The sequence below is a fragment of the Candidatus Mycalebacterium sp. genome (assembly GCF_977828045.1).
Genome location: NZ_CDWCUL010000004.1, coordinates 1 through 13,548 on the forward strand (window position 1 = coordinate 1; position 13,548 = coordinate 13,548).

The window sequence follows — 13,548 nt, forward strand, 5'->3', positions numbered from 1 at the left end:
ACGTAGTCACGCACTACAGTTTCAAAAGACGAATAGCCAAGAATAGAATAATCTGTCTTCATATATTCTTCTACACACCACTCCATGTCCGCAACAAGCTTTTTCTTAAGGCTAACACCTGATTTTCTCTTTCTGTTTATAAAAGTTGACACCCACTCTTTTTTAATATCCTTCCATTTATCAAAAGCATCAATTCTTCCTTTGTTTTTAATCTTCTTGAAACCATCATCTTTATAATAAGCAAGATAAGTTTCTTTATGGGAGGAATGGGGGCTGTGTGCAGTAAAAACCATAATGCAAGTAACAACATTAGCTGATTCAGCAAACAATTCATCTGGCATTGAAAACACTGCTTCAAGAGTATGTTTTTCTAAAATCTTCTTTTTCAGTTCTAAGGTTTTGCCTTTCTGTGCCAATGCGCAATGCATTGGCACTATCGCTATACAAATTCCTCCAGTGGTTAAACATTCCAAATTGTTCAAGACATACTCTAATTCTTCTACATCTGTTTCTTCCGATTTGTACGGCGGATTTAAAAACCCAACGTTTGGTTTTTGTCTCTTAACTTTTCTGACAACATCTTCATCAAAACAATCCGCTTTAACTACATTGGTCTTTCCATCTTGATGAACGAACATATTAGAAATTAATAAAGAAAAGATATCTGCTTGATATTCTGTTCCAATCAACTGTTTGGATTTTATTCGTTTAATCACTTCTTCATTGTCTTGTGCAGAAGTAATCATTTTCTTCATCGCACTGATTAAAAACCCTCCTGTTCCAGCACAGTTATCATAAATGGTGGAGTTTTCATTCACTTGAGCCAAGTCAGCACAAAACTCTGTAATATGTGGAGGAGTTAAAACAATACCAAGCCCTTTATCGCTGTTTGTGTACCTTAAAAATTCAACATAAAGTCGTCCCAACACATCAACATATTGGTGTGTTTTAACAAAACCATTAATATTTTCATTGATTTCATCAATAATTTCTTTCAAAACCTGTGGACCTTTTGATAGAGATGTATCAGTTTTAATAAAATTAAATTCAACATTAAGACTGTCTAATTTTTCTTGGGTAAGATTTGCACTTTCCAACTGACTTGAAACTGTTCGGACAAGGGATTTCGCAAGATTTTTAGGCGATGAGTGCAAAGCGTAAGATCCTTTAAAGGCTGGTTCCTCTAGCGCAATAAGAATGGCGCTAATTAACAAACCTCTTTTATTTTCCCGAATTTTTTTGTGGTGCAGATTTTTGTTTAATTTGTTTGCAAAACTCAAGAGTTTATCGTAATCCTGTCTAAATTTCTCTGGACTTTTTAAGTATCCATCTAGATAATTTTTAACACTTAGGAGTTTGTCTCCAAAAATAGGAGTTGATGTTTTCTTGCCTTTCAAGTGTAGGTAGTGAGAAACTTTTGCTTCTCTATTTGTTTCTCCGCTAGCACCAATAGCCAACACATCAAACTCTTTCGACAGATAAGAAGCATAAAGCAACGCACCATCAACAGCATATTCTGAATATCTATTAAGCTGTCTACTTGCGTGTTTTTTTGTATCCGCCTTACACTCAACAACAATTAACAAATCGGAATTGTTCTTAAAAGTAATGATAAACTCTGGATACCCTGCTCCCCGAGTTCGTTTTTGAGGCAGATTTTAATAATTTGTCAATTTTTGGAAAGTCAGACTTTTGTTCTTCTGTATCAATGTGTTTTTTAAACTTTTCAAAATGCTTGCGAACCCATGCCTCTGTTTTTCTTTCGTTTGCCATTAATACCTAAACCGCTTTCGCTAAATCAACCGCCAATTTCCAAATAATTTGAATATGCGGTTGGTTTAGGGATTTTCATTTTTTCCAATTCCAGCCCTTCCAGATGAAATTCAATGGCATTTTGCATGTTTTTCTCGACTTCTTTTTTTGTCTTGCCCGCAGCAACACACCCCTGAATGTCAGGAGAATAAGCCGAAAAACCCGTCTTTGTTTTTTCGTAAACAATTAGATACTTCATTTCTTAATACCCGCCTGTTTAAAGATACTGTTTTGAGTGCCCTTTGCAATTTCATCATTCTGCTTTCCTGAAATCGTAACCAAGCCCTGTTTTCTTTGATGTTTGAACTGCCGATGGCTTCCGCGCATACGGTCTTGGTACCAACCGTTTTTTTCAATCAATTTTATGGCCTCTTTTACTTTCACGGAAATATCGCCGCACTACACCCTCATACCGCTTTCGCCAAATCAACTGAAACAACCGCCGAATTCGCCGCTTTGCTTGCGGTTATGCCGATAAGCGCGTCCACGCTTGAAATGGTGGTTTTATTGTGCGTAACGACAAGCGTTTGCGAGTTTTGCGAAATATCTTTCACGAGAGACGCAAATCTGCCCGTGTTTGAATCGTCAAGCGGGGCGTCTATCTCGTCAAGAATTATGAACGGAAGCGGGCGCACAAGGCACGAGGCAATTATGAACGCGATTGCCGAAAGCGCTTTTTCGCCGCCGGAGAGCAAACTCATACTTTGTGATTTTTTGCCGCCGGGTTTTACAAAAATATCTATTCCCGTCTCAATGGGGTCGTCCGGATTTGTCATAACAAGCCGCCCTTCCCCGCCCTTGAAAAGCGTGGGCAGCAATTCGCGGAATTTTTTATCAACCTTTTCATACGCATCGGCGAATTTCTCCGCGCTTTCACGGTCAAGATGAGAAATGGATTTTTTGAGAGAAATCACGGATTTTTCCAGATCTTCTATCTGGCTTTCCAGAAAATCGTATTCTTTCTCCGCCACCTCGTATTCATCAGGCGCGAGAAGATTAACAAGCCCCAGCCCGTCAATTTTCGCTCTCAGGTTTGAGAACTCTGTTTTTGCCTCCTCAACATCGGCGGCACGAATTTCCTCCTCACCCGGCATTTGCGCGCCCGTTTTTTCCGCAACTTCGGTTATTTTCCCGTCTATATACTCAATGTTGTTTTCCATCGTTTTAATACTGACCTCAACATCGCCGCGCCGCGCTCTGACCTCCTCAATACGCCTGTCCAGCCCGTCAACCTTTTCGCGTAAAGTCTGAATTTGCTCCAGAATTTCCGAACGGTTTTCACGGATTTTTCCGCCGCCGTGCCGTTTTTGCTCCAACTCCGCCTCAAGCGCCTCTATTATGCGCTCCGCAGAGCCGGAAGACTCAAGCAACCCTTTTTTCTCGTTCTGTTTGACGGTAATTTCGGCGGCAATTTCCTCTGAGCGCGCCGCGATGTCTTTTTCCCTCAAAACAAGCCCTTCAACGGAGCGCAGGGCTCCGGCTTTGTTCTGCTCCAACGAAGCGATGCTGACTTTCAGCGAGCCGAGCCGGTCGGCAAGTTCGGTTTCACGCGACTCAACCTCCGAGTTTTTCTCCTCAAAATCCGAAAGCCGCTCTTTGAGAACCTCTCTCTTCCCGCGCAAGCCCTCAAGCCGTGAACGGCAATCGGCGAGCCGGGCGTTCTTTTCCTCAAGTTCAGCGCCCGCGGCGGCGATCTCCGTCTCAAGTCCGGTGAGTTTTGTCTCTTTTCCTTCAAGTGAGAAATTAAACCCTTCAAGGTCGCGCTCAAGCGAGCCAAGTTTCGCCCTGTCCGCGCGAATGTTCTCGTCAAGCGAGGTCATTTTCTCCTTCAAATCGTCTATGCGAATCTCAAAATTGCCCGATTCTTCAAGCGAAGTTTTTATCTGTTTATCAAGGCGGGCGACCTCATCCGTGAGCGACTCAATCTCCGAATCGCGCTCAAAAACCCCGCCGGTCGTCCAGCCGCCCGAAACGGCTCCCGAACTGTCAAGAAAATCGCCCTCAAGCGTGGCGAAGGAAAGTTCCGGCGCGTGCGCCGCGCACTCAAAAGCGTCCCGGAGCGTGTCCACAACGCAAATTCCCGCAAGGACTTTTTTCACAACCGCTCCGCCCTCGCCTTTTACGCGCACAATCTCCGCGACCGGGCGCGCTCCCGCCGGAACGGAAAAAGTTTTTCCGGGCGTGTCCGCCGCGCCGGCCGGCATAAAGGTTGCCCGTCCCGCCTCGTTTTCGCGCAGTTTCGCTATCGCCGCCGAAGCGTCATCGCCCGTGCCGACCACAATCCAGCCCAAACGCTCGCCGAGCGCCGCCTCAAAAGCTTTCGCGTATTTTGGGGGAACGGCAACGTAGTCCGACAAAACGCCGAGCACGCCGCCCGTTTTGTTCCCCATAAGAAAACTGCGGGACGATTCAGGAAGCCATTCAAACGATTTGCGTATATTTACAAGCTCCTCCAACCGCGATGCCGCACGTGTGCGGCGCTCTTTGAGTGAATTTATTTCATCAAGCAGTCTGCCGTGCTCGCCGCCGAAGGACGAAAGCCCATCTTCAAACCCCTTTTTCTCTTTTTCCGACCGTTCCTGCGCGCCGCTTATCTCCTCAATTTGAGACAAAAACTGCTCGCGCTGGTCGGAAATTTTCCGCTTCTCGTCAAGTAACGCCTCTTTCTGCTCGGACAGGTATCCGCTTCCGACCGACAGCCGTTCAATTTCGGCGGTGAGGTTTCTGTATTCCTCCTCAGCGCTGTCGCACCGCTCAACCGCGCTGAAAAAACCGTCTCTGACTTCTTCAAGTCCGTCTCTGTCGCCCCGCGTGCCGTCTTTGAGCGCGGAAAGTTCGGAAGAAACAGTCTCAATATCGGTTTTAAGCCGCTCCATTTCCGCGTTCGCGTTTTCGGCTTCGGAGCGCATTTTCGCGGCTTCGTCCTTGATGTCGCGCCCCTGTTGTTCAACGATGAGTTTTTCGCTTTCAAGCCGCGCCGTAAACGCTTCAATGTCCGCCGTTCTTCCGGCGGAAAGATCTTTTGAGGAGTTTTCGGCGTTGATTTTCTCCCGAACGGCGAGTATTTCCGCATCCGCGGACCCGGCTTCGGTTTCAAGCGCGCGGGCTTTTTGCTCAAACTCTTTAAGACTGCTCACGATGCCGCTTTTTCCGGTCTCAAGTTCGCCTGTGGATTTTTCAATTTCGGTTTTGCCGCGCAACGCTTCGCGCATTTTTTCTTCGCTCTCAAGTCTCTGCGCGCCGAGCATAAGCAATTCAAGCCGCGCCGCGCCGCCGGAAAGTTCGTTCAGTTTTTGCGCCTGCTCCGCCTGCCGCCTCAAACTCTCTTTGCGCCGGTTCGCGTCCCTGCTAATGCCCCTGATTTTTTCCAGATTTTCTTCAGTTTGTTTCAGGCGGCTCTGAGTTTCCTTTTTTCTCGCCTTGAATTTCACAATTCCGGCGACCTCGTCTATGAGGCGGCGTTTTTCTTCGGGCTTTGCCGTTATGAAGCCCTCCACTTCGCCCTGACCGATGATTGAGTGCGAGCGCGCGCCCGCGCCGGTGTCCAGGAAAATGTCAACGATGTCTTTGAGGCGGCACTGCGCGCCGTTGATTGAGTATTCGCTCTCGCCGCCGCGGAAGTATCTGCGCGTTATGGAAATATCGTCAAAGCCGCTCCCCCGCACTTCGGACAGCACAAGCGTAACCTCGGCCATGCCGACGGGTTTGAGCGAAACCGTTCCGTCCGAGATTAAGTCCTCCATCACTTCGGCGCGCAGCATTCTGGGATTCTGCTCGCCGATAACCCAGCGCACGGCGTCCACAACGTTTGATTTGCCGCAGCCGTTCGGTCCCACAATGCCGTTCGCCCCCTTGTGAAACTCTATTCTCGTTTTTCTGTGAAATGATTTGAAGCCGGAAAGTTCAATCGCGGAGATTCTCATCTTAAAATCTCCTTGCTGGTTTTTACATCCGCCGCCGCAAAAAGCATCTGAATCCAGTTGTTGAGAACGGCAACCCCCTCGCCGGGCGCGCCGCCCGCGGCTACACGCGTTTTGTCGCGCACAAGGGCGGGGTCTTCGCTCTTTCTGTCCTTCAAAACGGCGACCGTGTGAACGCCGCCCGAAGAAAACACCTGCGGCGCGACCGGATTTGAAAGCGTGAGGGCAAACATCTCATGCCCAAGCGGAGAGGGAGTCTCAAACCGCGTAAAAAACCCCGTGCGCGTGGTCTTTTTGCCGAATTTTTTTGCCGCTTCGGAAATGTCGCCCGATGAGGTTAGTTCATCAAGCGCGCTCTGCGCTTCGGCATTTGTGTCAAACGATATGTATTCAACCTTGATTTTTTCGCCCGTTACCATGAAAAGGTTTTCCATCTCTTCAAGCGTCCGCGCCTCTGAAATGCGGGACAGCGAAGCCATTTTCAAAGTAAGGTTTTCGTCCCTGATTGAGTCCTCAAACTGCGAGACGGTCAACCGGAGATTCTCCGTTATGTAAAACTTGTAGTAATCCGCGCCGACAAACCCGCCTTCACGAACAAAAGCCGGGTCACTGTTGATGGTTTGGCGTATTTCCTCATCGGAAACGCGCAAGCCCAGCGCGCGCGCCTTGCGGGCGAGAAGTTTGCGCTGGATGAGAAAATTAACGGTTATGCGGTCTATCGCGTCCTGAATTTCAACCGGAACCTTGTCCATACCGGCGGTTTGCGAGTTGTAAATCTGTTTTCTTACAAGTTGGTAATACGAAATGGAAACGGCATCGCCGTCAACCTCCAGCGCGACTCCGGAGGAAACCCCGCTACCGGAAAAACCGCCCGTATAGCCCAGTCCCACGATGAAAGTGAGAGCAAGAACAATGACAATGACTCTCGCGAGCCACGAATTTCTATTTTCTTTCAGGCCTGTGCCCATATAATCAGCTCAAGCCCAACCTCAAAAACCTTAAACAAGCCGTTCTATTTTACACCTAAACGGCGGAAAATGTCCAAACAATAAAGGCATTTTTTGTATATGCTTTGCTGAAATGATAACCAGTCTCGGAGGCGGAGTCGGAGCGGGCAAGTTTCTCAAAGGGTTGTCGTTGGAAGCCGAAGGCGCGGATTCGGAGCGGCTTTCGGTCATTGTCAACAGCGCGGACGATATAAATCTTTCAGGGCTTCACATCTCGCCGGACATAGACACAATTACCTACTGGCTTTCGGGCATTGTGGATAAAAAAAAGGGCTGGGGAATTGACGGCGACACCTTCAATTTCATTGACGCGGCGGGCGCGCTTGGGAACGAAAACTGGTTCAGAATCGGCGACCGCGACCTCGCGACCCACATCACCAGAACGGAAATGATTAAAAGCGGGCTCACGCTTTCGGACGCCACGCGCGAAATCGCACGGCGGCTCGGCGCGGCGGACAGGGCGGACATCATACCCATGACCGACTGCGAAGTCCGGACCTGGGTGCGCACGGACCTCGGAGAGATGCATTTTCAGGAGTATTACGTCCGCAGAAAAATGGAGCCGCAAGTGTCGGGCGTGAGTTTCAGGGGAATTGAAGCCGCAACTCCGGCTCCGGGTGTTCTTGAAGCGATAAACGGCGCGGACAAAATTGTGCTGTGTCCGAGCAATCCGGTGATAAGCATAGGACCCATTCTTGAAGTGGCGGGAGTAAGAAACGCTTTGCGCGAGTCAAAGGCGGTTATTGCCGCCGTAAGCCCGCTTGTGGGCGGAAGGCCTCTCAAAGGTCCGGCGGACCGGCTGATGAAATCGCTGGGGCTTGAGGTTTCGTCATTTCAAATCGCCCGCATGTATTCGGACTTTCTCAATCTTATGGTTATTGACAACAGCGACAGCCACGAGGCGGAAAAAATCAAGTCCGCGGGGCTTGAAACACTTGTTACGGACACCGTAATCTCAAACACGCAAACCGCTCGCGCGCTTGCTCGCGCCGTGCTTGAAAAAATGGACTCTCTGCGTTAGTCTGTCAGTGTGGCGTTGCCGCGCAAAGAAGGCTGAAATGCAAGTAAGTAAAGCACTTGATTACGCAATACGTTCGTTGACTTATTTGGGCAACAACCCGGGCAGAAGGTGCGGGATGAAGGAAATCTCCGAAAACCAGCACGTACCGAACAAATATCTGGCGAAGATACTGGGGCGGCTTGTAAAAAGCGGAATAGTAATTTCGGTGCGCGGCCCGTCGGGCGGCTACATACTCGCCAAAGAGCCGAAAAAACTGAACTTGCGCAATGTTTATGAGGCAATTGAAGGGGACATTCACATAATTGACTGCATTGATGAGGACGGACCCTGCGCGCTTTATGAAAACTGTACGCAACTTGCCATCTGGGATAAATTGCAGCTCTCAATGATTGAAATGCTTGAAAAAATAACCATCGCGAGCCTGACCGACAAAGGAGCAAGACAATGAGCATTGATTTTGAAGACCTTGCCCGACAGGAATACAAATACGGTTTCACAACCGATGTTGAGCAGGATATCGCTCCGAAGGGGCTCAACGAAGATGTAATCCGCTTTATCTCGGCGAAAAAAGAGGAGCCGAAGTGGCTGCTTGACTGGCGGCTCAAAGCCTACAAACACTGGCTCACAATGAAAGAGCCGAAATGGGCAAACATCAAATATCCGTCCATAGACTACAACGCCATAAGCTACTACGCCGCGCCCAAAAGCGGCGACCGCCCCGAAAGTCTGGACGACATAGACCCGGAAATCAGGGAAACATACGAAAAACTGGGAATACCGCTTGAAGAGCAGAAAATGCTCGCGGGCGTGAAAACCGAAGCGGTTGCGGTGGATGTGGTTTTTGACAGCGTTTCGCTGGTAACCACCTTCAAGGAAAAACTCGCCGAAGAGGGAGTGATTTTCTGCTCAATGTCAGACGCCGTCAGAGAGCATCCCGAACTTGTGAAAAAATATCTCGGCTCGGTCGTGCCCGCGTCTGACAACTTTTTCGCGACCCTTAATTCCGCCGTTTTCAGCGACGGCTCTTTCGTTTACATACCCGAAGGCGTGCGCTGCCCGATGGAGCTCTCAACCTATTTCAGAATAAACGCCGAAAACACGGGGCAGTTTGAGAGAACCCTCATAATCGCCGAAAAGGGAAGTTACGTTAGTTACCTGGAGGGCTGCACGGCTCCGATGAGGGACGAAAACCAGCTTCATGCGGCGGTGGTGGAACTCGTTGCGCTTGAAGACGCGACAATAAAATACTCCACAATTCAGAACTGGTATCCCGGAGACAAAAATGGCAAAGGCGGGATTTACAACTTCGTAACAAAGCGCGGCAGATGCATCGGAGACAACTCGCACATATCGTGGACTCAGGTGGAAACCGGCTCGGCAATTACATGGAAATATCCCAGCTGTGTGCTTGAGGGGGACAACTCGGTCGGAGAGTTTTACTCGGTCGCACTGACAAACAGAATGCAGCAGGCGGACACGGGAACAAAAATGGTGCATATCGGCAAAAACACAAGCAGCACAATCATTTCAAAGGGCATCAGCGCGGGCAAGGGGCAGAACACTTACAGAGGGCTTGTTGAAATCGCAAAACCGGCTTCAGGGGCGCGCAACTACACGCAGTGCGACTCAATGCTCATAGGCGATTTGTGCGGAGCGCACACCTTTCCGTATATTGAAGTGAAAAACTCAACCGCTCACATGGAGCACGAGGCGTCAACCTCAAAGATCGGCGAAGACCAGATTTTCTACTGCCAGCAAAGAGGTTTGTCCGCCGAAGACGCCGTTTCGCTGATTGTGAACGGATTTTGCAAGGAAGTTTTCAAGGAACTGCCTTTTGAATTCGCCGTTGAGGCGGAAAAACTTTTGAGCGTAAGTCTTGAGGGCAGCGTGGGATAAACCGCGCCCCGGCCGGAAAAATCCAAAGGGAGAACAAAATGCTTGAAATAAAAAACCTGCACGCCGCGGTTGACGGCAAGGAAATTCTGAAAGGTCTGAACCTCAAAGTGGGCAAGGGGGAAATCCATTCCATAATGGGCCCCAACGGTTCGGGCAAAAGCACGCTTTCACAGGTGCTCGCCGGGCATAACACCTACGAGGCAACAAAGGGCTCGGTAGAGTTCGGGGGGGAAGACCTTCTTGAAATGGAACCCGAAGAGCGCGCCACGGCCGGCGTTTTTATGGCGTTTCAATACCCGATAGAAATCGCGGGCGTTTCAAACTCCTACCTGTTGCGCGAGGGGCTGAACTCAATCAGAAAACGGCGCGGTGAAAAACCCGTAAAGCATGTGGATTTTTCAAAACTCGCGAAGCAAAAAATGAAAAATCTGAACATGGACGACTCCTTTCTTTCGCGTCCGGTCAATCAGGGATTTTCGGGCGGCGAGAAAAAAAGGAACGAAATTTTTCAGATGCAAATTCTGGAGCCAAAACTCGCCATACTTGACGAAACCGATTCCGGTCTTGACATTGACGCGCTCAAAATCGTGGCAAAAGGGGTGAACGCAATGCGGTCAAAAGAGCGTTCTTTCATCATCATCACCCACTACCAGCGGCTTCTTGAATACATCGTTCCGGATTTTGTCCACGTTATGGCGGACGGAAAAATCGTCAAATCCGGCGATAAAAATCTCGCCATTGAATTGGAAAGCAAGGGCTACGGCTGGACTGAAAAAAAATCCGCGTGAGAAAAAATGTCCGCTAAAAAAAACAAAAACGACGCGGGCGGGCTTATGGATTTGTGCGAAAACGCGCGAAAAACCGGAGTCGCGGTTCTTGACGGCGAAAAAGCGGATGCGGCGAAAGCGGTCGGGAAACTGGAGTTTCCGACCGTGCGCCATGAGGACTGGAGATTTACAAACCTTGCTCCGGTCGCGGCGGTTTCATACTCGGCGGCGAACGGAAAAGCGAAAGTAACGAAAAAAGACATCGCCGCGCGCGCGATTAGAGGACTTGGCGCTCCCGCGCTCGTATTTATAAACGGCATTTACGCGCCCGCGCTGTCAAAACCCCCTGAAACGAAAATGCCCGTTGTTCTCCCGCTTTTGGAAGCGGCGAAAACCCACGCGGATATTGTTGCGGCTCATCTGGGGAAAATGTCCGACACTAAAAACGAGTTCTTCACCGCTCTCAACACCGCGCTTTTTGAAGACGGCGCGTTTATTCACATTGCGGCGGGCGCGGAAATTAAAGAGCCCGTTTACATCATCTACGCCTCCACGGACGGCGGGCGGGTTTCCGGCCCGCGAAACCTGATTGTGGCTGAGAAAAACTGCGGCGTAAAAATTGTTGAGCATCACATCTCAACATCGGAGGAAAACTGCCTTTCAAATCCGCTCACCGAAATCTCGGTCGGCGAAGGCGCGCGCGTTGAGCATTACCGCCTTGAGTTTGAAAGCAAAAGCGTGGTCAACATCTCAACCCTCAATCTGGTTCAGGAAAAAGACGCAAACACCCTTTCCCATTCCGTTCTCATTGGCGGGGCAATTGTGAGAAACAACGTTCATCCCAAACTCGCGGGAACCGGCGGAGACTGCCTCATAAACGGGCTTTTTATGCCGACCGGACGCCAGCATATGGACAATTTTATGAAGGTTGAGCACGCCGCCCCGCATTGCGACAGCCGCCAGATTTACAACGGCATTCTCAATGAAAAAGGGCGCGGGGTTTTTCACGGAAGGATTATCGTTCACGAAGGCGCAATCAAAACGGACGCCAAACAGACAAACCGCAACCTGCTGCTTTCAAACACCGCTCAGATAGACACAAAACCGCAGCTTGAAATCTACAACGATGACGTCAAATGCACGCACGGCGCGACAATCGGGCAAATGGAAGAAGACGCCGTTTTCTATCTGCGCTCGCGCGGAATTCCCGAAGCCGAGGCGCGCGCGGTAATTTTGAGAGGGTTCACTCGCGAAAGCATCGCGCTTATGACCGTTGAGCCCGTGCGCGATTTTCTTGAAAAAGAGTCTGAACGCTGGTTTGCCGCCGCGCTCGGAACCTGAAATGAAAAAAGTCGCAAAAACCTCTGAAATTGCGCCCGGAGAGATTAAATCCTTCACGGTCGGATTTGACACCGTGGCAATCTGCAATGTGGACGGCACATTTTACGCCTTCCGCGACAAGTGCAGCCATCAGGAGCTTCCGCTTTCAGACGGCGAGCTCAACGGCGAAGTGGTTACCTGCGCCTACCACGGCGCGGAGTTCAATGTAAAAACCGGCAAAGCGCTGTGTATGCCCGCAAGCGAGCCGATAGAGATTTTTCCAATAAAAATGGAAGGGGACGAAATCTTTGTGGATGCGGACTGATTTCGGAAAGCGAAACCCTACTGATTCATTCCGCTCAAAAACTCTTTGTTGTTTTTAGTTCCGCGCATTTTGTCCAGCAGGAACTCCATCGCTTCAACCGTGTTCATGGGGTTCAGAATTTTGCGCAGAAGCCAAACCCTGTTTAACTCCTCTTCGGTCAGAAGCAGTTCCTCTTTTCGTGTGCCGGAGCGCTGGAGTTCAAACGCGGGAAAGATGCGCCGGTCGGCGAGTTTTCTGTCAAGATGACATTCCATATTGCCGGTGCCTTTGAATTCTTCAAAAATCACTTCGTCCATTCTGCTGCCCGTGTCTATAAGCGCGGTGGCGATGATGGTCAAACTGCCGCCCTCTTCGGTGTTTCGCGCCGCGCCGAAAAACCTTTTCGGTTTTTGAAGCGCATTCGCCTCAATTCCGCCCGAAAGAACCCTGCCGCTCGCGGGGGTTACGGTGTTGCTCGCTCGCGCCAGACGCGTGAGACTGTCAAGAAGAATAACCACGTCCATACCCTGCTCCACGGAGCGTTTTGCTTTTTCCAGAACCATGTCGGCAACCTGAATGTGCCGTTTGGGCGGCTCGTCAAAAGTGGAACTCACAACCTCACCGATAACCGACCTCTCCATATCGGTAACCTCTTCGGGACGCTCGTCTATAAGCAGAACTATTAACTTCACATCGGGGTGATTGTTCGTAATTCCGTTGGCTATTCTCTGCAAAAGAATTGTTTTTCCCGTTCTCGGCGGCGCGACAATCATCGCACGCTGTCCCAGCCCGACGGGAACAAAAAGATTCAAAATCCTTGTGCTGAACTCCTTCGCATCGTATTCAAGCTCCAATCGCTTTTCGGGATGAAGCGGAACAAAATTTTCAAAAGGCATTCTTTCATTGCATTTCGCGGGATCTTCGCCGTTCACGGCTTCAATTTTGAGAAGCGCGAGATTTTTCTCGCCATCTCTGGGAAGCCGCACCCGCCCCCTGATTGTGTCTCCGGTTTTAAGGCTGACCGAGCGAATTTGCGACTTGGATACATAAATGTCATCGGGGCCGAAAAGGTAGGAATTTGAGGACGACCGCAAAAAGCCGTATCCCTCCGATAGAACTTCAAGCACACCCTCCGCTTCAATGGAGCCGTCATCGCGCGCGCTGTTGGTGCGCATTATGGCGTAAATCATATCCTGACGCGACATAACGGTTGTGTCGCCAATGCCGGAATCCGCGGCGAGTTGCGCTAACTCACTGTTGGCTTTTTTGCGAAGTGTCTCCAGAGTAAATTCTTCTTCGCCCGCGCCGCTTTTGCGCTTGCGTGAAGGACTTGGAGTTTCCTCTATCTGCTCTTCGTCTTTTGACATTCGGTGTTAAAAATCCGTGATGATATTTTTAGAGAACTCCGCTAACGAAACAATCCTGAAACCAATCTGTAAACGGTAACCGCCCGTTGGATGGGCGAAACGGAAATCGGACCTGAAATTCTCCGAACGGCTGA

General features: G+C 49.7%; 11 protein-coding genes and 1 pseudogene. 6 read left to right on the forward strand and 6 right to left on the reverse strand.

What is annotated here, in order from left to right; translation table 11 throughout:
- The 5 genes from ACY430_RS00440 to ACY430_RS00460 form a co-directional block, all read right to left on the reverse strand.
- On the reverse strand, positions 1–1,586 hold a 1,586-nt coding region (locus ACY430_RS00440; protein WP_462136941.1), incomplete at its 3' end, for an HsdM family class I SAM-dependent methyltransferase.
- 212 nt (positions 1,587–1,798) lie between these two features.
- Complete coding sequence (locus ACY430_RS00445; RefSeq protein WP_462136942.1) at positions 1,799–2,011, reverse strand: type II toxin-antitoxin system HicB family antitoxin; 213 nt, start codon at positions 2,009–2,011, stop codon at positions 1,799–1,801.
- Entirely contained in the window at positions 2,008–2,196 is a 189-nt protein-coding gene (locus ACY430_RS00450) for a type II toxin-antitoxin system HicA family toxin (RefSeq protein ID WP_462136943.1), read from the reverse strand. Before ACY430_RS00450 ends, ACY430_RS00445 begins: the two co-directional genes overlap by 4 nt.
- A gap of 23 nt (positions 2,197–2,219) precedes the next feature.
- Positions 2,220–5,735: a chromosome segregation protein SMC gene (gene smc, locus ACY430_RS00455; RefSeq protein WP_462136944.1), complete on the reverse strand. Its 3,516-nt coding sequence runs from the start codon at positions 5,733–5,735 to the stop codon at positions 2,220–2,222.
- Positions 5,732–6,700 carry a SurA N-terminal domain-containing protein gene (locus ACY430_RS00460; protein ID WP_462136945.1) on the reverse strand — a complete coding sequence of 323 codons (969 nt, stop codon included), beginning with the start codon at positions 6,698–6,700 and terminating at the stop codon, positions 5,732–5,734. Before ACY430_RS00460 ends, smc begins: the two co-directional genes overlap by 4 nt.
- A 112-nt stretch (positions 6,701–6,812) precedes the next feature.
- Between ACY430_RS00460 and cofD the strand changes: the two genes are divergently transcribed.
- From cofD to ACY430_RS00490, 6 genes are read left to right on the forward strand one after another with little or no spacing between them, the layout of a single operon-like run.
- Positions 6,813–7,760 (forward strand): 2-phospho-L-lactate transferase, encoded by a 948-nt coding sequence (gene cofD, locus ACY430_RS00465; RefSeq protein WP_462136946.1) that lies wholly within the window; start codon positions 6,813–6,815, stop codon positions 7,758–7,760.
- Positions 7,761–7,797: 37 nt separating this feature from the next.
- Complete coding sequence (locus tag ACY430_RS00470; protein WP_462136947.1) at positions 7,798–8,208, forward strand: RrF2 family transcriptional regulator; 411 nt, start codon at positions 7,798–7,800, stop codon at positions 8,206–8,208.
- The gene (gene sufB, locus ACY430_RS00475; RefSeq protein WP_462136948.1) at positions 8,205–9,656 is read left to right on the forward strand and encodes a Fe-S cluster assembly protein SufB; all 1,452 of its coding nucleotides are present in this window, start codon (positions 8,205–8,207) and stop codon (positions 9,654–9,656) included. Before ACY430_RS00470 ends, sufB begins: the two co-directional genes overlap by 4 nt.
- A gap of 38 nt (positions 9,657–9,694) precedes the next feature.
- Positions 9,695–10,444: a Fe-S cluster assembly ATPase SufC gene (sufC, locus tag ACY430_RS00480; RefSeq protein WP_462136949.1), complete on the forward strand. Its 750-nt coding sequence runs from the start codon at positions 9,695–9,697 to the stop codon at positions 10,442–10,444.
- A 6-nt stretch (positions 10,445–10,450) separates the two neighbouring features.
- The gene (sufD, locus tag ACY430_RS00485) at positions 10,451–11,764 is read left to right on the forward strand and encodes a Fe-S cluster assembly protein SufD (protein ID WP_462136950.1); all 1,314 of its coding nucleotides are present in this window, start codon (positions 10,451–10,453) and stop codon (positions 11,762–11,764) included.
- A gap of 1 nt (position 11,765) precedes the next feature.
- Positions 11,766–12,068, forward strand: a complete 303-nt coding sequence (locus tag ACY430_RS00490) for a non-heme iron oxygenase ferredoxin subunit (RefSeq protein ID WP_462136951.1) — start codon at positions 11,766–11,768, stop codon at positions 12,066–12,068.
- Between the two features lie 17 nt (positions 12,069–12,085).
- On the opposite strand, the pseudogene rho reads toward ACY430_RS00490, so the two are convergent.
- Positions 12,086–13,411, reverse strand: a pseudogene (gene rho, locus ACY430_RS00495) (transcription termination factor Rho); the annotation flags it as partial.
- Between the last annotated feature and the right edge of the window lie 137 nt (positions 13,412–13,548).

What these genes read in the sequence shown, in the direction of transcription:
- sufD (WP_462136950.1), top strand. Translation starts at nt 10,451, where the DNA reads ATGTCCGCTAAAAAAAACAAAAACGACGCGGGCGGGCTTATGGATTTG.
- sufC (WP_462136949.1), top strand. Translation starts at nt 9,695, where the DNA reads ATGCTTGAAATAAAAAACCTGCACGCCGCGGTTGACGGCAAGGAAATT.
- ACY430_RS00445 (WP_462136942.1), bottom strand. Translation starts at nt 2,011, where the DNA reads ATGAAGTATCTAATTGTTTACGAAAAAACAAAGACGGGTTTTTCGGCT.
- cofD (WP_462136946.1), top strand. Translation starts at nt 6,813, where the DNA reads ATGATAACCAGTCTCGGAGGCGGAGTCGGAGCGGGCAAGTTTCTCAAA.
- ACY430_RS00470 (WP_462136947.1), top strand. Translation starts at nt 7,798, where the DNA reads ATGCAAGTAAGTAAAGCACTTGATTACGCAATACGTTCGTTGACTTAT.
- sufB (WP_462136948.1), top strand. Translation starts at nt 8,205, where the DNA reads ATGAGCATTGATTTTGAAGACCTTGCCCGACAGGAATACAAATACGGT.
- ACY430_RS00490 (WP_462136951.1), top strand. Translation starts at nt 11,766, where the DNA reads ATGAAAAAAGTCGCAAAAACCTCTGAAATTGCGCCCGGAGAGATTAAA.
- ACY430_RS00460 (WP_462136945.1), bottom strand. Translation starts at nt 6,700, where the DNA reads ATGGGCACAGGCCTGAAAGAAAATAGAAATTCGTGGCTCGCGAGAGTC.
- smc (WP_462136944.1), bottom strand. Translation starts at nt 5,735, where the DNA reads ATGAGAATCTCCGCGATTGAACTTTCCGGCTTCAAATCATTTCACAGA.